This is a genomic window from Streptomyces sp. A01 (genome assembly GCF_059026195.1).
In genome coordinates, this window is the sequence record NZ_JBWLKN010000001.1 from 102,402 (window position 1) to 128,016 (window position 25,615).

Here is a 25,615-nt window from a genome sequence, read left to right on the forward strand (position 1 = left end):
GTGGCAAGCCGCACACCCACAGGGTGCCTACCGGGCTCTCGCAGGAAGGAGCGAGTCCTCTGGGACTGCCGACGTTTCAACGCTCTGGGGACCCCACGCCCCGCCGGGGCGGCGCAGGCGATGATGGTCCGGGCGAGGCACGTGACGCCGACACGCGGGGGGAGTCGGGCGTTCGCTGGTTCGGTGCTGACTACGCGGCGGGCTGGGGGATCGCGCTCGACCTTCGCCGATCAGACGACTCTTCGTGGTCGGTCTCGACCGAGTCGGCGCGGTAGAGGTCGGAGGTGGGCATTCCGGTCGAGGCCGTGCCGATGACTTCGTCCAGGACGTCGCGGGAGCGGATCAGGTCGGTGATCATTTGATTGATGCGGTCCCGTTCCGTGGTGAGTTCGTTGACCAGCCGTGGTGTGGCGATCTCGCTCGGGGCACCGTCCGCGTCACGCATGCAGGGGAGCAACTGCGCGATCTTTCTGCTGTTCAGCCCGGCGGCGTAGAGGGTCTGGATGCGGACGACCCGGTCGACCGCCCAATCGCCATAGTGGCGCTGGCCGCCCGGAGTACGTTCGGCCCTCAGCAGCCCCTGCTTCTCGTAGTAGCGCAGCGAGCGCTCGCTGACCCCACTGAGCCGAGCCAGTTCGCCGATCCGCATGCCCACCTCGCGTAAGAGACTTGAACCTGACACTGGTGTCAAGTTCTACCGTACCGATATGACGAACACACCAGTTGACTCCCGCCTCTTCAAGCCCACCCGCCTCGGCCCCCTGGACCTGCCGAACCGCCTGGTGATGGCGCCGATGACCCGCAACCGCGCCACAGCCAACGGCATTCCGCAAGCCATCATGGCCACCTACTACGCCCAGCGCGCCTCCGCGGGGCTGATCATCGCTGAGGCCTCCACACCAAACGCCGTGGGGCAGACCTACCCCAACATCACCGCGATCTACAACGAGGCACACGTGGCCGGATGGAGACGGGTCACCGACGCCGTGCGCGCCGCGGGCGGCAGGATGTTTTCGCAGTTGCAGCACGGTGGGCGGGTCGGCCACCCCGACAACAGCGGGATGACCCCGGTGGCGCCCTCGCCGGTTGCGCTCCCGGAGACGATCTTCACGCCGGGGGGTCACCAGGACGCTGTCGTGCCCCGTGAGATGACCGTTGATGAGATTGGCTCCACCGTCGCGGACTTTGCCGCTGCCGCCCGGAGAGCCATCGATGCGGGCTTCGCCGGAGTGGAGGTGCACGCCGCCAACGGCTACCTCCTGCACCAGTTCCTGGCGCAGGGCACCAACCACCGCACCGACGCCTACGGAGGTTCGGTGGCCGGCCGCATCCGGTTCACGATCGAGGTGGTCCAAGCCGTCGCCGACTCGATAGGCCCCGAGCGGGTAGGCGTGCGGGTCGCGCCCGGACTCACCGTCAACGGCATCCACGAGGGCGACACCGAGAGCATCTATCCCGCGCTCATCGACGCACTGGCCGATGCCGGACTGGCCTACCTGCACGTCGTGTTCGCCGATCCGGACCAGCCCGTCTTCCAGAATATCCGCAAGAGCTGGCCAGGCACGCTGATCGCCAACCCGGTGCTGGGGTGGGGAGGGCCGCTGCCCGCGGACGGCGGTAGGCACCAGGCCGAGCGGCTGCTCGCCGCAGGCGCCGACCTGATCTCGCTCGGCCGTTCCTTCCTGGCCAACCCCGACCTGGTCGAACGCCTGCGGCTCGGCGCACCACTCAACCCGGTGCGAGACCAGGGTCTGATGTACACGGGTGGTGAGAACGGATATACCGACTATCCCGTGCTGGCCGCCGGGCACCAAGCTGACGCGTCCGAACCCGCTGGACTGTGACTCCCGCGAGCCAGAGCCACCGTTGAGGTTCCGGACCCGTCCCTGCCCACGGGCCATGAGCGGTTCACGGTCATTGCGGGCGGCTGCTGACGATTACTGTCACGTCCTCGCCGGTAACAAGCCGGTAAGAAGCCGGTAAGAAGCCGGTAAGAACATGCCAAGAGGAACTGAGGCCGATGAGGAAGCCGCCGCGGTGAGCCGCTGGCAGTCCACGCTCACGACTGGCCTCCGCCACCGCCTCGCCCCATCGTGAGCCAGCCAGCCAGCCAGCCAGCCAGCCAGCCGCGCCGTCGGCGTCCGCCACTGCTTCCGCCCTGCCCGTCCCGACGATCCGGGCGGCCTCATCCTCGCTTCACCGAGGGCCCCCGACCTCGAAGGCGTCACGCAGGCAGCCCTTACGCGGAGGTGTTCCGCGCGTAGGTGGGGAAAAGTACCCCGCGCTTCAGGGTGGTCTGGTCGATGAGTTCCCAGGTGCGCGGGTCGAATCCGGCCTTGTGGGAGAAGAGCGGTATCCCGGAGCCCAGGGTCAGCGGGCTCAGTTTGACGATCAGCTCGTCGATCTCCGAGTAGAGCGCACCGGCCAGCTCTCCGCCACCGACCAGCCAGATGTCCTTACCGTCTTCCTGCTTCAGCTCCCGCACATTCGCGACCGGATCTCCTGCGACCAGTTCCACGGCGGGGTCAGGGCTGTCGGTCAGGGTGCGGGAGAACACCAGGTGCCGCAGGTGCGGGTAGGCGTCGAGGACACCGGCCTGGAGACCGAACTCGTAAGAGCGCCGCCCTTCGAGGACGGCTCTTCCCCCGGCGCCGGCACCGGGCGGTGGGTTACGTAAGATCGCATGGTCTGGTCGCGACCGCTTCGGAGGATGAACGAGCATGACTGAACGGCACGTTGTCATCGTCACCGGCGGAGGCACGGGGATCGGTGCCGCCACTGCCCGGCTGCTGCGGGCGGCCGGGCACGATGTGGTGGTGTCCGGGCGCCGGCCTGAGCCCCTGTTGCGCCTCGCCGAGGAGACCGGGGCGCTGGCCCACCCCTCCGACGCCGGTGATCCGGATGCGATCCGCGGGCTGGTTGAGACGGCCGTGGAGACGTACGGGCGGCTGGACGGCCTGGTGCTCAACGCCGGGGTCGGGCGTAGTGGATCGGTCGGGGATGTGGCCGTCGAGGACTGGGAGATGGTCATGCGGACCAACCTCACCGGGCCCTTCCTGCTGCTGCGCGCCGCGCTGCCGCATCTGCTGGAGACGCGTGGGGCGGTCGTCGCGGTCGCTTCGGTCTCCGCGCTGCGCAACGGGGCCAGCAACGTGGCGTACGCGACGTCCAAGGCGGCGTTGCTCCAGTTGTGCCGTTCGCTGACCGTCGACTACGGACATCTCGGGCTGCGTGCCAATACCGTGTGTCCGAGCTGGGTGCGCACCGACATGGCCGACCGGCGGATGGAGCGCTTCGCGGAGGAAGCCGGGCTGGGCGACGCCGACGAGGCGTATGAGGAGGCGACGCGGCTCATGCCCGCGCGGCGGCCTGGCGAGCCGCGTGAGGTCGCCGAGGCGGTCAGCTGGCTGCTCTCACCTGCGGCGTCCTTCGTCAACGGCGCGGTGCTCACCGTCGATGGCGGGCTGATGGCAGTCGACCCGGGCGGCGCCGCGTTCAACTTCCGCATCGAACCGCGCGATGGCGTATAGCTGAGAGCTCTCGCCCCCGGCGCCAGGCGGCCTCGATCGTGTGGACCGGCCGGTACGCCCGGAAGGACCAGGGGACGTTGCGTCGGCCCGGTACCGATGCGGTGGGCTTCGGCTGCCGGTGCCGTGGCAGACGCGACGGACGTGAGGGCCGTGGTGGCTGTACGGGCGTTCACGCTCAGGTGCGTCCTGTGACCGTCCGGTGCTCTTGCGCCGGACCGTCGACATGTAGTCCGCTGAGCCGCATGAGCAAGAGGAGCGTTGCCACGCTGACCGCCGCCCTGGTTGCGGGGTCCCTTTTGACAGGCGTACCGAACCCGCGCGCGGAAGCCGCTGAGACCGGCGTCGGTGGTTCGCCGCCGACGGCCGGTGCGGCCCCCAGGCTGGGAGTCGACCTCGACACGGTGACGATCCCGGAGTTGCAGGCCCGTATGGCGGACGGTTCGCTGACCTCGTCGGCACTGACCAGTGCCTACCTGCGGCGGATCAAGGCCATCGACCCCAAGATCAACGCGGTGCTGCGCACCGACCCGACGGCCCGGCGCCAGGCGGCCGCCAGTGACGCTCGGCATCGGAACGGCACCGTCCGGGGCCCACTGGACGGCATACCCGTCCTGCTCAAGGACAACGTGAACACCCGCGACATGCCGACGACGGCCGGGTCGCTGGCGCTGGGCGGGAGTCCGCCGGACACCGACGCCGCCCTGGTGACCCGGCTGCGGGACGCCGGAGCGGTGATCCTCGGCAAGACCAACCTGTCCGAGTGGGCGAACTTCCGCGCGGCGAGACCGACGTCAGGGTGGTCGGCGGTGGGCGGGCAGACCAGCAATCCGTACGTACTGGACCGGAATCCGTGCGGGTCGTCCTCCGGTTCGGCCGCCGCGCTCGCCGCGTCGTTGTCGCAGGTCGCGATCGGTACCGAGACGGACGGTTCCATCGTGTGCCCGGCAGGCATGAACGGGGTGGTCGGCCACAAACCCAGCCTCGGGCTGGTCAGCCAAGCGGGCGTGGTGCCGATCTCCGCCGAGCAGGACACCGCGGGGCCCATGGCGCGCAACGTGATCGATACCGCGCTCACCCTCGCGGTGCTCAACGGCGGCCGCGACACCGTGCGCCCCATCGGTTCCGGCGGCCTCACGGACGCGCTGACGCGCCCCGGCGGTCTGCGCGGTCAACGGATCGGCCTGTGGCGACTGCCCTCGCTCGGTCCTGAGGCGGACGCCGTGATGACCCGTACGGCGGAGAGACTGCGTCGCGCGGGAGCCGAGGTCGTCGAGGTGACACCCCCGTACCAGGAGCGGCTAGCCGAGCTCGAATTCCCGGCGCTGCTGAGCGAGTTTTACCGGGATATCAACGCCTACCTCGCCACCCGCGACGGGCCGCAGAACCTCGCGGAGCTGATCGAGTTCAACCGCACCCACCCGGCGGAGCGCACCTGTTTCGCCGGTCAGGAGCTGTTCGAGCAGGCCCTCGCCGCACCTCCCACCACCGACCCCGCATACCGGGCCATGCGCGCCGAGTTGAAGGATCTCTCCCGGCGTTCCCTGGACGAGACCATGGCCGCTCACCGGCTGGACGCCATCGCCGCGCCGACGAACCCGCCCGCCTGGACGACCGACTGCGCGCGGGGCGACAACGACGTGATCCCGTCCTCCACTCCCGCGGCCGTGTCCGGGTACCCGTCGTTGTCGGTGCCCGCCGGGTCCGTGGGCGAACTCCCCGTCGGCCTGCTGCTGATGGCCGGTGACCATCAGGACGCCAAGCTGCTGTCGCTGGGGGCCGCGGTGGAGCGCCGACTGGACGCCTGGCGAGCGCCGCGCTACGTGCCGTCGGTGGGGCCCGGCGCCTCCCGGTGAACGGTCTGGCGCAACGACACCTGGTCCGGATGTCTCAAGGCCGCGCGTTCGCCGTCGCGCCGTCTCGTGGTCGGCGGAGTGTGCTCGTCTGCCGTGTGGGGCTCAGCCCGTCAGCCGGGCGGCGCGCGTCTGGAGGTAGTGCCGCTCGGGAAGGCTGAGCGTACGGCCCGCCGCCAACTGGTAGGCGGCGCGGGCGCCTTCGGTGTCTCCCGCCCGTTCCAGCAGATGGCCGCGTACGGCGTCGAGCCGGTGATGGCCCGCAAGACCGTCCTCCAGCTTGGCGACCTCCGCGAGGCCCGCCCGTGGGCCGTGCACCATGGCGACGGCCACGGCCCTGCCGAGTTCGGCCATGGGCTCGGGTACGCGGCGTACGAGGATGTCGTACAGCGCCAGGATCTCCCGCCAGTCGGTGTCCTCGGCGCGCGGCGCCTCGTCATGCAGCGCGGCGATGGCCGCCTGAAGCTGGTAGGCACCGGCCGGGCCCTGCGACAGGGCCTCGGCCACCAGGGCGCCGCCCTCGGCGATGGCCCGCTGGTCCCAGCGGGTGCGGTCCTGCTTGTCGAGCGGGATGAGTTCGCCGTGCGCACCCGTGCGCGCCGCGCTACGGGCGTCGGTGAGCAGCATCAGCGCCAGCAGCCCGGTCACCGCGCCGTCCTGGGGCAGCAGTCGGCGCACAGAGCGCGTCAGCCGGATCGCCTCGCGGGCCAGGTCCGCGCGGTGCAGCGCCCTGCCCGATGTCGCCGTATAGCCCTCGTTGAAGATCAGGTAGAGCACCTGGAGTACGACGGCGAGCCGTGCGTCACGCTCCTCAGGTCCCGGCTGCCGGAACGGCACGCCCCTGACGCGGTGCTTGGCCCGGCTGATGCGCTGCGCCATCGTCGCCTCGGGGACCAGGTGCGCGCGGGCGATCTCGGCCGTGGTCAGACCGCCCACGGCGCGCAGGGTGAGCGCGATCTGCGCGGCGGGGGTCAACTCGGGGCGGCAGCACAGGAACAGGAGAGTCAGTGTGTCGTCCTCCGAGGGCGCTCGGCTCTCACCGAGCGGTGGCGCGGTGAACGCGTCCCTCGGTGTGAGCGCCGCCGCCGTCTCCTCGCGCCTGCGACGCGCCTCCTCACTGCGCAGCTGGTCCGTCAGCCGACGAGAGGCCACCCTGATCAGCCAGCCGCGCGCGTTGTCGGGGACCCCCGCCTGCGGCCACTGCTGCGCGGCCGCGAGCAGTGCCTCCTGCACCGCGTCCTCGGCCAGGTCGAAGTGCCCGTAGCGGCGTACCAGCGCGCCGAGGACCTGCGGCGCGTGCAGACGCAGCAGGTCCTCGACGCTGTTCGTCTCTCTCACGCACACCCTCCGCCGTCCATGATGGGCCGGATGACCACCGCCCGGTGGACGGCGCCCTCGGGCTCGGGGCACTGCGTGACGCGCGCCGCGATCTCGGTGACCCGCTCCAGGCTCTCGCAGTCGAGGACCCAGTAACCGGCCAGCACTTCCTTGGTCGCGCTGTACGGACCGTCGCTGATCACCGGCCGTCCGTCGGGGCCCGCGGTGACCAGCCGGGTCTGCGCGGGCTCGGCGAGGCCCTGCCCGTCGACGAGCTCACCGGACTCGGCGAGATCGTTGTTGACCGACGCCATGAAGGCGTACATCGCCTGAAGTTCCTCTTCGCTCCACGCCGGGCTGTGCTCCGATCCCTTGCCGCGCATGGCCTCGTAGTCCGCCTGCGTGCCCTGCACCATCACCAGGTACTTCATGACTCGCTCCCTCAGCTGTGCCGTCGCCCCGCGTGAGCGACTCTCACAGGGGACGTCGGAGCCGACCACACAGTCTCGACACCGCGCGGAGAAATTTCCGGAGAACTGTGCCGGGCTCCACTCCCCACTCTCCGGGACTACCGTGCGGTACGCCCCCCATCTGACCTCGCCGAAGAGGGAAACCGCTGGTCACAGCCTGGGGTGAGCCGTTCGCCGCGCGTGAGGGCCGAGGTGCGGACCGCCGCAGGGCATGGGTGCTCACATCGGGCCACGGCGTACTCCGTAGGGTGATGGCGCACATCGAACGATCAACGACAAGGGGGACCCTCCTCATGAAGAGGAAGCACGGCATCTGGGCCGCGGTGGCCTGTGCGGCGCTGGCGTTCGGGGCCACCGGCTGCGGCGGGGACGACGAGGCCAGCGGCAACGGCGTCGAGAAGCTCTCGGGCAAGGAGATCGCCGACAAGGCCGAGAAGGAACTGAAGGCGGTGAAGTCGGTCACGATCAAGCTCGGCGGAAAGCTCAAGGGCGAAGAGGCCACCGGGGACTACGCGATCGACAGCCAGGACAACTGCCGTAACTCCATGACGCTGGGCTCCTCGGGCACCTACAAGGTGGTGCGGCACGACAAGGAGGTCTGGCTGAAGATGGACGAGCCGATGGCCAAGGCCCTCTACGGCCCGCGTGCGGGTGACGCTGTGCAGAAGCTCGGCGGCAAGTACGTGCACGGCACCACGTCCGACCGGACGTTGAAGAGCATGGCCGAGGGCTGCGCACTGAAGACCGTCCAGAAGGGCGACTCCGGGCGGAAGAACGCGAAGTGGACCAAGGGCGACACGTCCGACGTCGACGGTAAGCCGGCCATCTCGATCAAGGGCAAGACGGATGAGGGCGCCCCCATCACGCTCTTCGTCGCCACCGAGGGCAAGCCGTATCTCCTGAAGGCCGAGGAGAAGGGCGACGACCCGACGACGATTCTCTACTCCGCCTACGACAAGACCCCCGCGGTCCCCAAGCCTTCGGCGGCCGAGAGCGTCGACATCGCGACGTTCCTGAAGGCCGTGGGCCCGACCTCCTGACGAGCGGACCCCGCCAAAGCCTGCTGGGCGAAGGCGGGGGTGTGCGGGGACACACGGCCCGGCCCGGTGCCCGGACCGGGCCGTGTGTCCCCGCCGCACGCGCCGTTCTCGACGAGACCGCCGGCGCCCTGGCCGGACGCGCTGTGGTCAATGTCTCGACCGGCACTCCGCAACCGGCGTGGGAGCGGCGGCCCGGGGTGACGAAGCGGACGCCGCTCGACGGGGCGGGCGGTGTACGCCGTACCCCGGATGCGGGGACGCCTCACGTGTTCGTGCTGTCCAGCGGTCCGGCGGCCGTCTTCGCGCCGTGCCGGCCGCGGGCGGGGGCCGCTGGGCGCGGGCACGCGAACCGGGAGGCGCCCGCGGCTGAAGGGCCTGTTCCGTTTCGCCCGTGAGGCCCGACGGATCTCGCTTGACAGTCCGACGAGGCACAGTATTAGCTGGCCAAGGAGTTGATCAGGGGATACGTGGAGCCGGTCCTGATGGTCGCCACTCCGGCAACTGGGGACGCCGCGCGGCATTCATGACGCGCGCGTGCAAAAACGGGGAAGAGAAATGTGGCGCGTCCGCGACTGCGGCGGACGAGTGTTTCTTTGCGCGTGTGCTGTCTCGTGCGATGAATTCTCAGAGTATTGATCCTCCGTGATGTGCGGCAATCCCGGCCCGGATTCATATCTGTTGAGATATCCATCGGCTGCGGGGGCAAGGGCATGGACGAATCGCGTTCTTGGCGACGGTTGGAAGACGATTCCCCGGCGCTGCCCTGGGTGATGTCCGCGCCGACCGAGGACGCCCTGCGCGCGCGGGCGCGGCTGCTGCGGGAGCACCTGGGCCTCACGCCCGAGTGGGCCGTCGCCGATGTCGGCCATGCGCTGCTCGGCGCGTCCGGTGGCGCCGGGGAACGGCACCGGGCCGTGGCCGTCTCGCCTGACCGCGAGGAACAGAGCCTGGCGCTGCGCGCCCTGGCGGATGGTAAGGCCGCGCCGAACCTTGTTCTGGGAGTGGCCCGCGAGAGCGCCGAAGCGGTGTTCGTATTCCCCGGGCAGGGTTCGCAGTGGCCTGAAATGGCGCGGGAACTCCAGCACTCCTCACCCGTGTTCCGGCGCTCCCTGCGGGAGTGTGCCGAGGCGCTGGAGCCGTATGCCGACTGGTCCCTCGAAGAAGTCCTGACGTCCGAACAGGACCCTTCGGTATGGGCGCGGACGGATATCACCCAGCCGGTACTCGTCGCCGTGATGATCTCCCTCGCCGCGCTGTGGCGCTCCAGTGGAGTCGAGCCCGCCGCGGTGGTAGGTCACAGCATCGGCGAGTTCGCCGCCGCCCAGGTCGCGGGAGCGCTGTCACTTCCCGACGCCATGCGCGCGATCGCCGTCTTCAGCCGGGCCCAGGCGTCGCTGATGGGCCACGGCGCGCTGCTCTCCGTCCCGCTCCCCGCCGACCGTGTCCTTGCGCGGCTGGAGCCGTGGGGTGACCGGCTCACGATCGCCGGTGTCAACAGCCCGTCTTGGACCGTCGTCTCCGGTGACACCGAGGCGATCGGCACGCTCCGCGCCGACCTGGTCGCCGAGGACATCCGAGCGCAGCTCGTCGCCATCGACTACGCGGCCCACTCCCCGCAACTTGAGGGCGTACGCGACCAGCTGATCCGCGATCTGGCCCCGATCACCGCGGGCCCCTCGGACATCCCGTTCTACTCGGGACTGACCGGCGGGCGGTGCGACACCGGGCAGCTCGGCGCCGAGTACTGGTACCGGATGATCCGCGGCCCGGTCCTGTTCGACAGCGCCATCCGGGCGGCGCTGCCGCAGCAGCCGGACGCCTTCGTCGAGGTGAGCCCGCATCCGGTGCTCACCCTGGGCGTTCAGCAGACCCTGGACGACGCGGACAGCGACGCCGCCGTCGTCGGCACCCTCCGCCGGCACCAGGGCGGACGCGCGCAATTTCTGACCAGCATGGCCGAACTCCATGTAAGTGGCGTCACCGTGGACTGGTCCACGGCCTTCGCCGGGGCCGACCCGCGCCCCGTCGAGCTCCCCGCGTACGACCACGCCGTCCACGACGACCCGCGGCAGGGACCGGACGAAACGTCCGCGTCCGCCGCGTCCCGCTTCGCCGGGCTGCCCGACACCGAGCTGCCGCGCGCCCTCACCGCGCTGGTGCGCACCGAACTCGCGGCGGTCCTGGGCGACCAGGCCGTCGAAGCCGCCGACTCCGGCCGCGTCTTCCGCGACGTGGGCGTCGACTCCTCGGCCGCCATGGTGCTGCGCAACCGGCTGGTCGGAGCCCTCGGTGTGCGGTTGCCCGCCGCGGTCGTCTTCGACCATCCGACCGTGGACGCGCTGGTCCAGCGGCTGCACTCCGAGGTCCGTGGCACCACGGCAGAGGAACCGGATGCCCCCGTGGCCCCGGACGTCGCCGACGACGAGCCGATCGCCATCGTCGGCATGGCCTGCCGCTTCCCCGGTGGCGCGCACAGCCCCGAGCAGCTGTGGGAACTGCTGCTCGCGGGTGGCGACGCCATCACCGGATTCCCCGTCAACCGCGGCTGGGACCTGGACAAGCTCTACCACCCTGACCCCGACCACCCCGGCACCTCGTACACCCGCGAAGGCGGATTCCTGCACGACGCGGACGAGTTCGACGCGGCGTTCTTCGGCATCCCGCCCCGCGAGGCCCAGGCGATGGACCCGCAGCAGCGGTTGCTGCTGGAGACGTCCTGGGAAGCGTTCGAAGCCGCCGGGATCGATCCCACCCGGCTCAAGGGCAGCAGGACCGGGGTGTTCGTCGGCGCCATGACGCAGGACTACGGCCCGCGCATGCACCAGGCTCCGGACGGCGTCGAGGGCTTCCTGTTGACCGGCAACACCGCGAGCGTCGCCTCCGGGCGCATCGCCTACAGCTACGGTCTCGAAGGCCCCGCCGTCACCGTGGACACCGCGTGCTCCTCCTCACTGGTGGCCCTGCACCTGGCCGGGCAGGCGCTGCGTCAGGGCGACTGCACACTGGCCCTGGCCGGTGGTGTCACGATCATGCCCAACCCCGGCATGTTCGCCGAGTTCAGCCGCCAGCGCGGGCTGGCTCCGGATGGCCGCTGCAAGCCGTTCGCCGAGGCCGCGGACGGCACCAGCTGGGCCGAGGGCGTCGGGCTGCTGATCGTGGAGCGGCTTTCCGACGCCCGGCGCAACGGGCACCAGGTGCTGGCGGTGGTGCGGGGCAGCGCCATCAACCAGGACGGCGCCAGCAACGGACTCTCCGCGCCCAACGGGCCCGCTCAGGCGCGCGTCATCCGGCAGGCCCTGGCGAACGCCGGGCTGACCACCGCGGACGTGGACGCGGTGGAGGCGCACGGCACCGGCACCCGGCTCGGCGACCCCATCGAGGCCGAGGCTTTGCTGGCCACTTACGGGCGGAGCCGCGACGCCGGCCGGCCGGTGCTGCTGGGCTCGCTGAAGTCCAACATCGGCCACACGCAGGCCGCCGCCGGAGTGGCAGGCGTCATCAAGATGGTCCTCGCGATGCGCCACGGGATGCTGCCCGGGACGCTGCATGTGGACCGGCCCACGACTCACGTCGACTGGTCGGCGGGGCAGATCGAACTCCCGACCGAGGCCGTCGCCTGGCCGGACCGTGGCCCCGTCCGGCGCGGCGCGGTCTCCTCTTTCGGCATCAGCGGCACCAACGCCCATGTCGTCATCGAGGCCGAGCCCGCACCGGCGCCCACCGATACCGCCACCGCCACCGGCGCCTTCCACGACACAGGCGCCGGGCTCGCGGCCGACGGCGACGGGGCAGCCGCGGCAGACGGCGGCTTGCTGCCATGGCTGCTGTCCGCCCGCTCCGAGGCGGCGCTGCGCGCCCAGGCGACCCGGCTGATCGCGCACCTTCAGGCGCACCCCGGCGTCCGTATCGCCGACGTCGGACACACCCTGGCCACCGGCCGGGCGGCGCTGCCGCACCGCGCGGTGCTCGCGGTCGGCGACCACCCGCAGGCCGTCCTGGCCCTGACCGCGCTGGCCGAAGGGCGGGACGCCCCCGGTCTTGTACGCGGCACCGCCACCCCCGGCGCGGCCCGCGAGGCCGTGTTCGCCTTCCCCGGCCAGGGCTCGCAGTGGCCCGGCATGGCCGCTGGACTGCTCGACTCCTCGCCAGTCTTCGCGGACCGGATACGGGAGTGCGCCGACGCCCTGGCGCCCTACGTGGACTGGTCACTGACGGACGTGCTGCGCGGCGCCCCCGAGGCGCCGAAGCTGGACCGGGTCGATGTCGTACAGCCCGCGTTGTTCGCGGTCATGGTGGCACTGGCCGAGGTCTGGCGCTCGTACGGAGTGCGTCCCTCGGCCGTGGTGGGGCACTCACAGGGCGAGATCGCCGCCGCCTGCGTGGCCGGGGCCCTGTCCCTCCCCGACGCCGCCAGGATCGCGGCGCTGCGCAGCCAGGCACTGCTGGAGCTCGCCGGAACCGGCGGCATGGTCTCGGTCGCACTGCCCGCCGCACAGGCACACGAGCTGATCGCCCCCTGGTCCGGGCGGCTGACGATCGCGGCCGTCAACGGGGCGTCCTCCACCGTGGTCGCCGGTGACCCGGCAGCGCTCGACGAACTCCTCGCCGCCTGCGCCGAGCAGGGGCCGAGGGCGCGCCGGGTGCCGGTCGACTACGCGTCGCACACCACCGGTGTCGAAGCGATCCGCGACCGGTTGCTGGCCGATCTGGCGCCGGTCGCCCCCCGCGGCTGCGAGGTGCCGTTCTACTCCACGGTGACCGGCGAACCGATCGACACCGCCGCACTGGACGCGGAGTACTGGTACCGCAACCTGCGCCAGCCGGTGGAGTTCGAACGCGCCACCCGCCGTCTGCTCGCCGACGGCCACCGGGTCTTCATCGAGACCAGCCCCCATCCGGTCCTCAGCGTCGGGCTCCAGGAGACCCTGGCCGCCGCCGAGGCCGACGACGCGCTGGTCATCGGCACTCTCCGCCGCGATGACGGCGGCATCGCCCGGCTGCTGACCTCGCTGGCCGAGGCCCACGTCGCCGGGGTACCGACGCACTGGGCGGAGGCGTTCACCGGACACGACGTCCGCCATATCCCGCTGCCCGGCTACCCCTTCCAGCGCGAGCGCTACTGGCTGCTGCCCGGCGCGGCGGACCGGGACGTCACCGCGGCGGGTCTGCTGGTCCTCGATCACCCGCTGCTGATGGCGGCCGCCGAACTCCCCGACTCCGGGGGGCTGCTGTTCACCGGCAGGCTGTCCCTGGACACCCACCCCTGGCTCGCCGACCATGGGGTGCTCGGCCAGATCCTGGTACCGGGAACGGCCTTCGTCGACATGGCGCTGCGCGCCGCGACCGAAGCGGGCTGCGACCGCGTCGCCGAGCTGACCATCGAGGCCCCGCTGGCACTCCCCGAGCACGGCGGTGTACGGCTCCGGCTCGCGGTGGGCGCACCCGACGAGACCGGCCACCGACCGGTCAGCGTGCACTCGCGCCGCGAGGAGCAGGACGCCGACGCGCCCTGGACCCGGCACGCCACGGGCCTGCTGACCACCGGTGCGGGCGCCGGTGCTGTCCCGGATCTGCCCGCTCCCTGGCCGCCGCAGGACGCCACCCCCGTCCCGCTGGACGGCTTCTACGCCGCGCTCGCCGACCTGGGGTACGCCTACGGACCCGAGTTCCGCGGCCTGCGTACCGCATGGCGCCGGGACATCGGCACCGGAACCACCCGCCGCACCGAGGTGTTCGCCGAGGTCGCCCTGGAAGGGGCACAGCGGGACGAGGCCGACCGCTTCGGCATCCACCCGGCGCTGCTGGACGCCGCCCTGCACGCCGGACTGCTGGACGGCGTGGGGGAGGACAGCGGCACCCTGCGGCTGCCGTTCGCCTGGAGCGGCGTCACCCTCCACGCCACCGGCGCCGACACCCTGCGGATACGGATAGCTCCCAGCGACCGCACCGAGAGCACCGACAACACCGAGAGCACCGGCAGCGCCGGGCTGGCGATCACCGCCACCGACCTGACGGGCCGACCGGTTGCCGCCATCGACTCGCTGGTGATGCGCCCGGTCTCCGCGGAACAGCTGCGCTCCGCCGCCCCCCGCTCGCTGTACCAGGTGGAGTGGGCACCGCCGCCCACCACGGCCCTGGGGCAGCCTCCGGTGACCTGGGCCGTCCTCGGCACCGCCACGGAGGGCCTGAGCGGCGCGCTGTCCGAGGCCGGGACGACCGTGGCGCACCACCCCGGCATCGCCGCCCTGCGGCAGGCCCTCGACGCGGGCGCCGAGGCCCCCGACGTACTGCTGACCTTCCACGCGGGCACCGACGAGCGGCCGGGCGCCGCCGCGTACCCGGGCACCGGCGACGGACCCGCCGCCGAAGCACGGGCCGCCACCTCCGAACTGCTGACGCTGGTCCAGGACCTGCTGTCCGACGCGCGGCTGGCGCGGACCGTCCTCGTGGTCGCCACCGCAGGCGCGATCGGCACCCGCGCCGAGGAGCCCGTCACCGACCTGGTGCACGCGCCCCTGTGGGGGCTGATCCGCTCCGCGCAGACCGAGCACCCCGGCCGCTTCGTCCTCGTCGACCTTGACGAGGACGGCCGCTCGGCGGCCGCGCTCCCCGCGGCGGTGGCCTCCGGCGAGCCCCAACTCGCCCTGCGCGGCGGCGCCATGACCACCCCCCGGCTGATCGCGGCCCCGGCCGCCCAGGCCGACACCACCACGCCGATCGACCCGGCGGGCACGGTGCTGGTGACCGGAGCCACCGGCACTCTGGGCGGGCTGGTCGCCCGTCACCTGGTCACCGAGCACGGCGCCCGGCACCTGGTACTCACCGGCCGCCGTGGGCTCGACGCCCCCGGCATGGCCGGTCTCCGCGACGAACTGCGCACGCTGGGCGCCGAGGTCACCGTGGCCGCCTGCGACGTGGCGGACCGGGACGCGCTGGCCGGACTGCTCGCCGGGATACCGGCCGCACACCCGCTGACCGCCGTGATCCACGCCGCGGGTCTGACCGACGACGGAGTCATCGAGGCGCTCAGCCCGGACCGCGTCGACCAGGTGATGCGCCCCAAGACAGATGGTGCCTGGAACCTCCACCAGCTCACCCAGCACGCGGACCTCGCCGCCTTCGTGCTGTTCTCCTCCGTCAACGGCGTCCTCGGCGGCGCGGGGCAGGCCAACTACGCCGCCGCGAACACCTTCACCGACGCTCTCGCCCACACCCGCCGCGCCCAGGGTCTCCCCGCGACGGCGCTGGCCTGGGGACTGTGGGAGCAGGGCTCCGGGCTGACCGGTGACCTGGCCGACACCGACCTGACCCGGATGGCACGCTCGGGCGTCCTGCCCCTCCCCACCGGCCAGGGGCTGGAACTCCTCGACGCCGCCATCCGCCGGGACCAAGCGCTGCTGGTCCCGGCCCGGCTGGACCTCCCCGGACTGCGGGCCCAGGCGGCGACCCGGCCCGTACCGCACCTGCTTCGGCGCCTCGTCAGGACCGCCACCGCACCCCGCACCGTGCCTGCCACCGACGGCGCACCGTCTTTCGCCGGACGGCTCGCCGCACTGCCCGAGGCCGAACAGCACAAGGCCCTTCTCACCCTGGTACGCGACCAGGTGGCGGCCGTCCTCGGCCACCACTCGGCCGAGGCCGTGGGAGCCGACCAGAACTTCAAGGACCTCGGCTACGACTCGCTGACCGCGATCGAACTGCGTAACCAGCTGGGCACCACGGTCGGCCTGCGACTGCCGCCGACCCTGGCCTTCGACCACCCCACACCGCGCGCGGTCGCCCGCCATCTGCACGGCGAACTGCACCTCGGCCAGGTGCCGTCCGCCGCACCTGACGCGCGGCCGACGGCGGCCGTACGAGGTCGCGACGAGGGAGAGCCGATCGCCATCGTCGGCATGGCCTGCCGCTACCCGGGGGGCGTCAACTCCCCCGAGGACCTGTGGCGACTGGTCGCCGCGGAACTGGAGGGCATCGGCGAGTTCCCCGCCGACCGTGGCTGGGACCTGGACAACCTGTACCACCCGGACCCCGAACACGCAGGCACCTCCTACGCCCGCACCGGTGGATTCCTCTACGACGCAGGTCACTTCGACGCCGCCCTGTTCGGCATCTCGCCGCGTGAGGCACTGGCGATGGACCCCCAGCAGCGACTGCTGCTGGAAACCTCCTGGGAGGTCTTCGAGCGGGCGGGGATCGACCCGGCGTCGGTCAAGGGCAGCCGGACCGGCGTGTTCGCCGGACTGATGTACCACGACTACGCGGCCCACTCGGCAGGACTGTCCGACGACGCCGAGGGCTACTCGATCACCGGCACCGCGGGCAGCGTGGTCTCCGGCCGCGTCGCCTACGCCTTCGGCCTGGAGGGCCCGGCCGTCACCGTCGACACCGCCTGCTCCTCCTCGCTGGTGGCCCTGCACCTCGCCGCCCAGGCGCTCCGGCAGGGCGAATGCGAGCTGGCACTGGCCGGTGGTGTCACCGTCATGGCAACGCCAAGCACCTTCGTGGAGTTCTCCCGGCAGCGCGGACTGTCGCCCGACGGGCGCTGCAAGTCCTTCGCCGCCGACGCGGACGGCACCGGCTGGTCCGAGGGCGTCGGACTGCTGCTGGTCGAGCGGCTGTCGGACGCCCAGCGAAACGGCCACCACGTGCTCGCGGTGCTCCGCGGCTCGGCGGTCAACCAGGACGGTGCGTCCAATGGTCTGACGGCGCCGAACGGCCCGTCGCAGCAGCGGGTGATCCGGCAGGCGCTTGACGGTGCCGGGCTGTCCACGGCGGATGTCGACGTGGTGGAGGCGCACGGCACGGGTACGAAGCTGGGCGACCCGATCGAGGCGCAGGCGCTGCTGGCCACGTACGGTCAGGGGCGGGACGGCTACCGGCCGTTGTGGCTGGGTTCGGTGAAGTCGAACATCGGTCACACGCAGGCCGCCGCCGGTGTGGCTGGTGTGATCAAGATGGTGCTGGCGATGCGGCATGGTGTGCTGCCACGGACCCTGCACGTGGACGCTCCCTCGGCCCAAGTGGACTGGTCGGCGGGAGCGGTGGAGCTGCTGACCGAAGCGCGGCCGTGGCCGGAGCTCGACCGGCCGCGCCGGGCAGCCGTGTCCTCCTTCGGCATCGGCGGCACCAACGCCCATGTCGTCATCGAGCAGGCACCGCCCGGCGTCCAGCCCGCCCCCGTCCAGGACTCGGTGACCTCCCCGGTGGTGCCCTGGCTGCTGTCGGCACGGACCGCGCCGGGACTACGGGACCAGGCGAGGCGACTGCTCGCCCACACGCGGGCCGTGGACGCCGGGGAACCGGTCGGTGTCGCTCTCTCATTGGCCACCACTCGCGCGGCGCTGGACCACCGCGCCGCCGTGGTCGCCGCCGACCGGGACGCGTTCCTCGCCGCACTCGCGGCGTTGGCCGAGGGCCGCGAGGCGGCGGGCCTCTTCCAGGGCTTGGTGGGCACGGGCGAGGGCCGGGTCGGGTTCCTGTTCACGGGGCAGGGTGCGCAGCGGTCGGGGATGGGCCGTGAGCTGTACGAGGCGTTCCCGGTGTTCGCCGAGGCGTTCGATGAGGTGTGCGCGCGGTTCGACGCCGAGCTGGGTGTGCCGTTGCGTGAGGTGGTGTGGTCCGAGGACGGTCGGGGTCTGATCGACCGCACCGTCTACGCCCAGGCGGGGTTGTTCGCGCTTGAGGTGGCGTTGTTCCGGCTGGTGGAGTCGTGGGGTGTGGTGCCGGATTATCTGGCGGGTCATTCCATCGGTGAGTTGTCGGCGGCGTACGTGGCGGGTGTGTGGTCGTTGGCCGACGCGTGTGTGCTGGTGGCGGCGCGGGGCCGGTTGATGCAGGCGCTGCCCGCCGGTGGTGCGATGGTGGCGGTGCAGGCGACCGAGGCCGACGTGGCCTCGGCGCTTGAGGGGCGTACGGACCGGGTGTCGATCGCCGCCGTCAACGGCCCGTCTTCCGTGGTGCTTTCGGGCGATGAGGACGCGGTCACCGAGATCGCGGAGGGTTTCCGGGCCGAGGGTCGTAAGACCAAGCGGCTGACGGTGTCGCACGCTTTCCACTCGCCGCGTATGGAGCCGATGCTGGCGGAGTTCCGGCGGGTGGCCGAGGGGCTGTCGTACGGCGCGCCGCGCATCCCCGTCGTATCGAATGTGACCGGTGGGCTCGCCACTTCCGAGGAGCTGTGCGCCCCGGAGTACTGGGTGCGGCATGTCCGGGAGGCGGTCCGGTTCGCCGACGGCATCCGTACGCTCACCGACCAGGGCGTGACCACGTTCGTGGAGCTGGGCCCTGACGGGGTGCTCTCCGCCATGGGCCAGGAGATCACGACGCCCGCCGACGGCACCGGGTTCCTCCCGGTGCTGCGGACCGACCACGCCGAGGCGTTCACGCTGATCTCGGCCGTGGCCGAGGCCCAGGTGCGGGGCGCGGCCGTGGACTGGCGGCGGTTCTTCGCCGACCGGGGCGCGCGCCCGGTGGAGCTGCCGACGTATGCCTTCCAGCGTGAGCGGTACTGGCCGGACGCGGCCCGGCGGGTCGCGCCCGTGGACGCCCTGAACGCGGCGGACGCGGCGTTCTGGGACGCGGTGGAGCGTGCCGATGTGGGGGCGGTGGCCGAGGCGTTGGACGCGGGGGAGGCCGAGCAGGCGTCGTTGACCGCGGCGCTGCCGGTGCTGTCCTCGTGGCGCAAGCGGCACCGCGCCCGGTCCGTGGCGGATTCCTGGCGCTACCGGATCACCTGGCAGACGGTGGCGGATGTCCCTGGCCCGGCGCTGACCGGCACCTGGGTGGTAGTACTTCCGGAGGGCCGGGAGGACCACGTGTGGTCGGCCGGGTGCGTTCCGGCACTCACCGCCCACGGCGCCCGCGTCCTGCCGATCGTGATCGGTGCTGCCGAGAGTGAACGTACGGTGCTCGCCGAGCGCGTCGCCGCGCTGGTCGCCGAGGCGGACGGCCCGGTGAGCGGCGTGGTGTCGCTGCTGGCACTGGCCGAGGAGCCGCACCCCCGGATGCCGTCCGTGCCGCTCGGCCTGGCGGGGACGGTGGCGCTGGTGCAGGCGCTGGGCGACGCCGGAGTGATGGCGCCGCTGTGGTGCCTGACGACCGGCGCGGTCTCGGCGGCCCGGTCCGATCGTCCGGCGCACCCGGTGCAGGCTCAGGTCTGGGGCCTGGGGCGCGTGGCGGCGCTGGAACACCCCGACCGGTGGGGCGGTCTGGTCGACCTGCCCGAAACCCCGGACGAGCGGGCCGTGACCCGGCTGGTGGCCGCGCTGGCGGGCCTCGCGGACGAGGACCAGCTGGCGGTGCGGAGCTCCGGCATGTTCGTACGGCGGCTGACCCGCGCACCCCACGGGGCGGCCGGGGCGGCGCAGTGGCAGCCACGGGGCACGGTGCTGGTGACCGGTGGTACGGGCGTGCTGGGCGGCGAGGTCGCGCGGTGGCTGGCGCGACAGGGTGCCGGTCATCTGCTGCTGACGAGCCGTCGGGGCCCGGCGGCCGAGGGCGCCGACCGGCTGAGGGACGAACTGGCCGGGCTCGGCGCCGAGGTGACGATCGCCGCCTGTGACGCGGCCGATCGGGAGGCGCTGGCCCGCCTGCTGGCCACGGTACCCGCCGATCAGCCGCTGACCGCGGTGATCCATGCGGCCGGTGTGCTGGACGACGGTGTGCTGGACGGGATGTCGGCGGAGCGGTTCGCCGAGGTGTTGCGCTCCAAGGCGGACGCGGCGCGGAATCTGCACGAGTTGACCGCGGGCGCGGAGCTGTCGGCGTTCGTGCTGTTCTCTTCGATCGCCGGGACGGTCGGCAACGCCGGGCAGGCCAACTACGCGGCGGCGAACGCGTATCTGGACGCGCTTGCCGAGCAGCGGAGGGCCGACGGCCTGCCCGCGACCTCGATCGCCTGGGGCGCTTGGGCCGATGCCGGTATGGCCGCCGCGGAGGACTCCACCGGCGACCGCCTGCGGCGCGTCGGCCTGTCGGCGATGGGCAAGGAACCGGCCATCGACGCGTTGCGCCAGGCCGTGGAGAGCGGTGCGGCGCTGACCGTCGTCGCCGATATCGACTGGACCCGGTTCGCCGGGATGTTCACCGCCGAGCGCCCGAGCGCCCTGCTCGCGAGCCTTCCCGAGGCACGGCAGCACACCGCCGGGAAGGACCCGGGAACCGGCACGTCCGATCAGTGGCGGTTGCGTATCGCGGCGCTGCCCGAAGACGAACGGGAACCCGCTCTCCTGGAGTTGGTCCGTGAACAGGTCGCCCGGGTCCTCGGACACACCTCGGCGGCGGCGATCCCGGCCGGTAAGGCGTTCAAGGACATCGGGTTCGACTCGCTGACCGCCGTACAACTGCGCAACCGGCTCATCGCCGGTACCGGTCTCGCGCTCCCCGCGACCCTGGTGTTCGACTACCCGACCCCGGCCGCCCTGGCCCGGTTCCTGCTGGCGGAGCCGGCGGGATCGGCGGCGGCGGCCGAGCTCGCCCCGCAGCTGGCGGCCACCGAGGCGGAGCCGATCGCCATCGTGGGCATGGCGTGCCGGTTCCCGGGCGGTGTGGCCTCCCCGGAAGAGCTGTGGCAGCTGGTCACCACGGGCGGCGACGCGATCTCCGGCTTCCCCACCGACCGTGGCTGGGACCTGGAGCGGCTGTATCACCCCGACCCCGACCACCGGGGCACCTCGTACGTCCGCGACGGCGGTTTCCTCTACGACGTGGCGCACTTCGACGCCGAGTTCTTCGGCATCAGCCCGCGTGAGGCGCTGGCGATGGACCCCCAGCAGCGGCTGCTGCTGGAGACCTCCTGGGAGGTCTTCGAGCGGGCGGGTATCGATCCGGCCGGGCTCAAGGGCAGCCAGACCGGCGTCTTCGCCGGTATCAGCAACCAGGATTACGGGGCCCTGTCCGGCGCCTCCGAGGACGCCGTCGAGGGCTACATCGGCATCGGGAGCGCGGGCAGCGTGCTCTCCGGCCGTGTCGCCTACACCTTCGGATTCGAGGGTCCCGCCGTCACCGTCGACACCGCGTGTTCCTCCTCGCTGGTGGCCCTGCACCTGGCGGCCCAGGCCCTGCGCCAGGGCGAGTGCTCCATGGCACTGGCCGGTGGCGTGACCGTACTGTCCACTCCCGGGCTCTTCATCGAGTTCAGCCGCCAGCGTGGGCTGTCACCCGACGGGCGGTGCAGGGCGTTCGCCGCGGACGCCGACGGCACCGGCTGGGGCGAAGGCATCGGCATGCTGCTGGTCGAACGGCTCTCCGACGCCGAACGCAACGGCCACCAGGTGCTGGCGGTGCTGCGCGGCAGTGCCATCAACCAGGACGGCGCGTCCAACGGTCTGACCGCGCCCAACGGCCCCTCCCAGCAACGGGTCATCCGGCAGGCGCTGGCCAACGCCCGGCTCTCCGCCGCCGACGTCGACGCGGTGGAGGCGCACGGCACCGGCACCAGCCTCGGCGACCCGATCGAGGCGCAGGCCCTGCTGGCCACCTACGGGCAGGACAGGCCCGAGGACCGGCCGCTGTGGCTCGGTTCGGTCAAGTCCAACATCGGCCACACCCAGGCCGCCGCCGGGATGGCGGGCCTGATCAAGATGGTGATGGCCATGCGCCATGGCGAACTGCCGCGGACCCTGCACGTGGACGAGCCGTCACCCCATGTCGACTGGTCCGCCGGTGCGGTGTCGTTGCTCACCGAGACCGTGCCGTGGCCGGAGACCCAGCGGCCACGCCGGGCCGGTGTCTCGTCCTTCGGCGTCAGCGGCACCAACGCCCACGTGATCGTCGAGCAGGCCACGGACACGTCCCGTACGGCCGCCGAGCCGCACCCGGCTCCGGCACCGGACCTGGCGCAGGAGGACCGGCCGACCGCCTGGCTGCTCTCCGCCACGAACGAGGCCGCCCTGCGCGACCAGGCCGCGCGCCTGCTGGCGCGGATGCGCACCGAGCCCGCTCCGGCCATCCCGGATGTGGCGCACGCCCTGGTCACCGCCAGGACCGCGCTGGAGCACCGGGCGGCGGTGGTGGCGCGGCACCGGGACGACTTCCTGAACGGCCTTCAGACGCTCGCCGAGGGCGACAGCGCCCCCGGCCTCGTCCAGGGCACCGCGGGACCCGGCGGCAAGGTCGTCTTCGTCTTCCCCGGCCAAGGCGCCCAGTGGGCCGGAATGGCCCGCGAACTCATGGCGGCCTCCGACATCTTCAGGGACCGGCTGCGAGACTGCGAAGAAGCCCTGGCCCCGTTCGTCGACTGGTCACTGCTTGACGTGCTCGGCGAAGCGGAGGGCGCCCCCTCGCTGGACCGGGTCGATGTGGTCCAGCCGGTGCTGTTCGCGGTCATGGTCTCGCTCGCCGCGCTGTGGCGCTCCTGCGGTGTGCACCCCGATGTCGTCGTCGGACACTCCCAGGGGGAGATCGCCGCCGCCCATGTGGCCGGAGCACTGACCCTGCCGGACGCCGCCCGTGTGGTGGCGCTGCGCAGCCAGGCCCTGGTCGCACTGGCCGGGCGGGGCGGCATGATGTCCGTGGCGCTGCCCGAGGCGGAACTCGGCCCATGGCTGGCGCCGTGGGGCGACCGGCTCGCCGTCGCCGCGCTCAACGGGCCAGGATCGCTGACCCTCGCCGGTGCCCCCGAGGCGCTGGACGGGCTGCACGCCGAGCTGACCGCCGTCGGCATCCGGGCCCGCCGGATACCGGTGGACTACGCCTCCCACTCCCCGCAGGTGGAATCCATCCGCGAGGAACTGCTGGAGCTGCTGGCCCCGATCGCGCCCGTCGCCTCCCAGCTCCCGTTCCACTCCACCGTGACCGGCGAGCGCATCGACACCACGGCCCTGGACGCGACGTACTGGTACACCAACCTCCGGCAGACCGTCCAGTTCGCGCCCACCACCCGCGCCCTGCTCGACTCCGGACACCGGGTCTTCATCGAGATCAGCCCGCACCCCGTACTGGCCGTGGGCATCCAGGAGACGTTCGACGAGGGCGAGGAGCCCGTGCTCGACGGCGCCGTGGTGGGCTCCCTCCGACGCGACCAGGGCGGACTGGAGCGCTTCCTCACCTCGCTCAGCGAGGCGTACGTACGCGGCACCGCCGTCGACTGGCCGACCGTGTTCGGCGACCCGCGCCCCACCCGGGTGGAACTGCCGACCTACGCCTTCCAGCGGGAACGCTTCTGGCCGACACCCGCCACCGCCCCGGCGGCACGCACCACGGACCCGATGGAGGCGCGCTTCTGGGAGGCCGTCGAACGAGAAGACCTCGCGGCGCTGGCCGCCGCGCTGCGCATCGGGGAAGCCGACGACCGTTCCGCGCTGGGCGCGGTGCTGCCCGCACTGTCGTCCTGGCGGCGGCAGAGCCACGAGCTCACCACCGTCGACGGCTGGCGATACCGGGTGGACTGGGACGCCCTGCCCGAGCCTGTTCCCCACACCCCCTCCGGCACCTGGCTGCTGCTGGTCCCGCCGGGCCCGGCGGCACAGCCGACCGCGGACGCACTGGCCGACCTCGCGCCCCAGACGGTCCGGGTGCCGGTGACCGTGGACGACAGCGACCGCGCGGTGCTCGCCGAGCGGCTGCGCGGCGTACTGGCGACGTGCGGCGTGGTCGACGGGGTGCTGTCCCTGCTCGCCCTGGACGAGTCCGCGCACCCGGAGCACCCGGCACTGCCGCTCGGTCAGATACTCAACCTGTCCCTGATCCAGGCGCTCGGCGACCTGGACGCAGGTGCCACGCTGTGGTGCGCCACCCGAGGCGCCGTCCACGCGGACCGGACCGACCGGGTGAACAGCCCCCTCCAGGCACTGACCTGGGGCATGGGACGGGTCATGGGCCTCGAACACCCCAAGCGCTGGGGCGGGCTTGTGGACCTGCCCGAGCTGATCGACGAGCGGGTACGCACCCGGCTGCGCGGCACGCTGGCCAACCCGGGGGACGAGGACCAGCTGGCGATCCGCGCCTCCGGAGTCCTCGCCTGCCGCCTGGTACCCGACTCCTCCGACACCGCCCCCCTCACCGGCCGGACCTGGCAGCCCAGCGGCACGGTGCTCATCACCGGCGGCACCGGCGCCCTCGGCACGCAGGTCGCCCGCTGGCTGGCGCGCACCGGCGCCGAACACGTGGTCCTGGTCAGCCGGGCAGGCCGCGCCGCCCCCGACGCCACCGCGCTCGAAACCGAGCTGACCGGACTCGGCGCCCAGGTCACGCTGGCGGCCTGCGACGTCAGCGACCGCTCGGCGCTGGCCGAACTGCTGGCACGGATCCAGCGGGACCACCCGCTGACCGCCGTGTTCCACACCGCCGGGGTGAACCGGCTGTCCACCCTGGACGAGCTCGGCCACGCCGAGCTGGCCGAGGTCGTCGGGGCCAAGGTCCGTGGCGCGGCCCACCTCGACGAACTGCTCCACGACCACCCGCTCGACGCGTTCGTCCTGTTCTCGTCCATCGCCGGTGTCTGGGGCAGCGGGGAGCACGCGGCGTACTCGGCGGCCAACGCGTACCTGGACGGACTGGCTCAGCAGCGCCGGGCACGCGGGCTGGCGGCCACCTCGGTGGCCTGGGGCCCGTGGGCCGAGCGCGGCATGGTCGCCGACCACGTCGCCGGGGACTCCCTGGACCGGCGTGGACTGCCGCTGCTGCCGCCCAAGCTGGCGATCGAGGCGTTGCAGCAGCTCCTGGACCGGGACGAGACCTACCCGGTCGTGGCGAACGTGGACTGGGCACGGTTCGCCGCCGCCTTCACCGCCGCCCGCCCCAGCCCGCTGCTCAGCGGGGTGCCCGAGGTACGTGAACTCCTCGCAGCCCCCGCGACGCGGGACACCGACGAGGACAGCACCGCGCGGTGGCGGCGGCGCCTGACCGGGCTCACCGCGTCCGAGCGCAAGCGCGCCCTGGTGGAGCTCGTACGCGGCCAGGTGGCGACCGTACTGGGACGTGGCGACGCGGAATCGGTGGAGACCAACCGGCCGTTCAAGGACGTCGGCTTCGACTCGCTGACCGCCGTGGAACTCCGTAACCGGCTGAACGAGGCCACCGGACTCAGGCTCCCGGCCACCGCCGTCTTCGACTACCCGACCCCGGCCGTGCTCGCGGAGTTCCTGCGCGAACAGATCCTCGGCACCGAAGCCGAAGCCGAACCCGGTACCCCAGTCCCGGCGGACGACGAGGCGGAGACCCGGCGGGCGCTCACCTCCATCCCGCTCGCCCGGCTCCAGGAGGCGGGACTGCTGGACGCCCTGCTGAAGCTGGCCGACGACGACCCCGGTGAAGCACCGCGACCGGCGGCGGAAGACGCGGCCGGTGCGATCGACCTGATGGACCTCGACAGTCTTATCCATCTGGCGCTCGACAACCCCGACTCTTGATGACGCTCGAAGTGTGAGGCAAGGAACATGACTGCATCCACCGACAAGGTCGTTGAGGCG

The 25,615-nt window shown here is 72.3% G+C and carries 9 protein-coding genes; 5 read left to right on the forward strand and 4 right to left on the reverse strand.

The window, feature by feature from the left end; translation table 11 throughout:
* Positions 1-190 precede the first annotated feature (190 nt).
* Positions 191-649, reverse strand: a complete 459-nt coding sequence (locus AC5P1B_RS00500; protein WP_493884098.1) for a MerR family transcriptional regulator — start codon at positions 647-649, stop codon at positions 191-193.
* Between the two features lie 58 nt (positions 650-707).
* On the opposite strand from AC5P1B_RS00500, the gene AC5P1B_RS00505 reads away from it, so the two are divergent.
* Positions 708-1,844, forward strand: coding sequence for an alkene reductase (locus tag AC5P1B_RS00505; RefSeq protein ID WP_493884099.1), 1,137 nt, complete (start codon positions 708-710; stop codon positions 1,842-1,844).
* 395 nt (positions 1,845-2,239) lie between these two features.
* Here the strand turns inward: AC5P1B_RS00505 and AC5P1B_RS00510 are convergent, their stop codons facing one another.
* Positions 2,240-2,722: a dihydrofolate reductase family protein gene (locus tag AC5P1B_RS00510; RefSeq protein ID WP_493884100.1), complete on the reverse strand. Its 483-nt coding sequence runs from the start codon at positions 2,720-2,722 to the stop codon at positions 2,240-2,242.
* Between AC5P1B_RS00510 and AC5P1B_RS00515 the strand changes: the two genes are divergently transcribed.
* Together AC5P1B_RS00515 and AC5P1B_RS00520 are read left to right on the forward strand one after the other, a co-directional pair.
* Positions 2,721-3,530: an SDR family NAD(P)-dependent oxidoreductase gene (locus AC5P1B_RS00515; protein WP_493884101.1), complete on the forward strand. Its 810-nt coding sequence runs from the start codon at positions 2,721-2,723 to the stop codon at positions 3,528-3,530. The two genes, AC5P1B_RS00510 and AC5P1B_RS00515, sit on opposite strands and share 2 nt — an antisense overlap.
* Before the next feature lie 242 nt (positions 3,531-3,772).
* Complete coding sequence (locus AC5P1B_RS00520; protein ID WP_493884102.1) at positions 3,773-5,383, forward strand: amidase; 1,611 nt, start codon at positions 3,773-3,775, stop codon at positions 5,381-5,383.
* 102 nt (positions 5,384-5,485) lie between these two features.
* Here the strand turns inward: AC5P1B_RS00520 and AC5P1B_RS00525 are convergent, their stop codons facing one another.
* Complete coding sequence (locus tag AC5P1B_RS00525) at positions 5,486-6,718, reverse strand: RNA polymerase sigma factor (protein ID WP_493884103.1); 1,233 nt, start codon at positions 6,716-6,718, stop codon at positions 5,486-5,488.
* On the reverse strand, positions 6,715-7,128 hold the full coding sequence (locus tag AC5P1B_RS00530) for a YciI family protein (protein ID WP_493884104.1): 414 nt from the start codon (positions 7,126-7,128) through the stop codon (positions 6,715-6,717). The genes AC5P1B_RS00525 and AC5P1B_RS00530 overlap by 4 nt, the downstream gene beginning before the upstream one ends.
* A gap of 332 nt (positions 7,129-7,460) precedes the next feature.
* Between AC5P1B_RS00530 and AC5P1B_RS00535 the strand changes: the two genes are divergently transcribed.
* Positions 7,461-8,207 carry a hypothetical protein gene (locus AC5P1B_RS00535; protein WP_493884105.1) on the forward strand — a complete coding sequence of 249 codons (747 nt, stop codon included), beginning with the start codon at positions 7,461-7,463 and terminating at the stop codon, positions 8,205-8,207.
* A 710-nt stretch (positions 8,208-8,917) separates the two neighbouring features.
* Positions 8,918-25,555 (forward strand): type I polyketide synthase, encoded by a 16,638-nt coding sequence (locus AC5P1B_RS00540; RefSeq protein WP_493884106.1) that lies wholly within the window; start codon positions 8,918-8,920, stop codon positions 25,553-25,555.
* Positions 25,556-25,615 lie beyond the last annotated feature (60 nt).

Coding starts and splice junctions, on each gene's coding strand:
- AC5P1B_RS00500 (WP_493884098.1), bottom strand. CDS start 649: ATGCGGATCGGCGAACTGGCTCGGCTCAGTGGGGTCAGCGAGCGCTCG.
- AC5P1B_RS00505 (WP_493884099.1), top strand. CDS start 708: ATGACGAACACACCAGTTGACTCCCGCCTCTTCAAGCCCACCCGCCTC.
- AC5P1B_RS00515 (WP_493884101.1), top strand. CDS start 2,721: ATGACTGAACGGCACGTTGTCATCGTCACCGGCGGAGGCACGGGGATC.
- AC5P1B_RS00510 (WP_493884100.1), bottom strand. CDS start 2,722: ATGCTCGTTCATCCTCCGAAGCGGTCGCGACCAGACCATGCGATCTTA.
- AC5P1B_RS00520 (WP_493884102.1), top strand. CDS start 3,773: ATGAGCAAGAGGAGCGTTGCCACGCTGACCGCCGCCCTGGTTGCGGGG.
- AC5P1B_RS00530 (WP_493884104.1), bottom strand. CDS start 7,128: ATGAAGTACCTGGTGATGGTGCAGGGCACGCAGGCGGACTACGAGGCC.
- AC5P1B_RS00535 (WP_493884105.1), top strand. CDS start 7,461: ATGAAGAGGAAGCACGGCATCTGGGCCGCGGTGGCCTGTGCGGCGCTG.
- AC5P1B_RS00540 (WP_493884106.1), top strand. CDS start 8,918: ATGGACGAATCGCGTTCTTGGCGACGGTTGGAAGACGATTCCCCGGCG.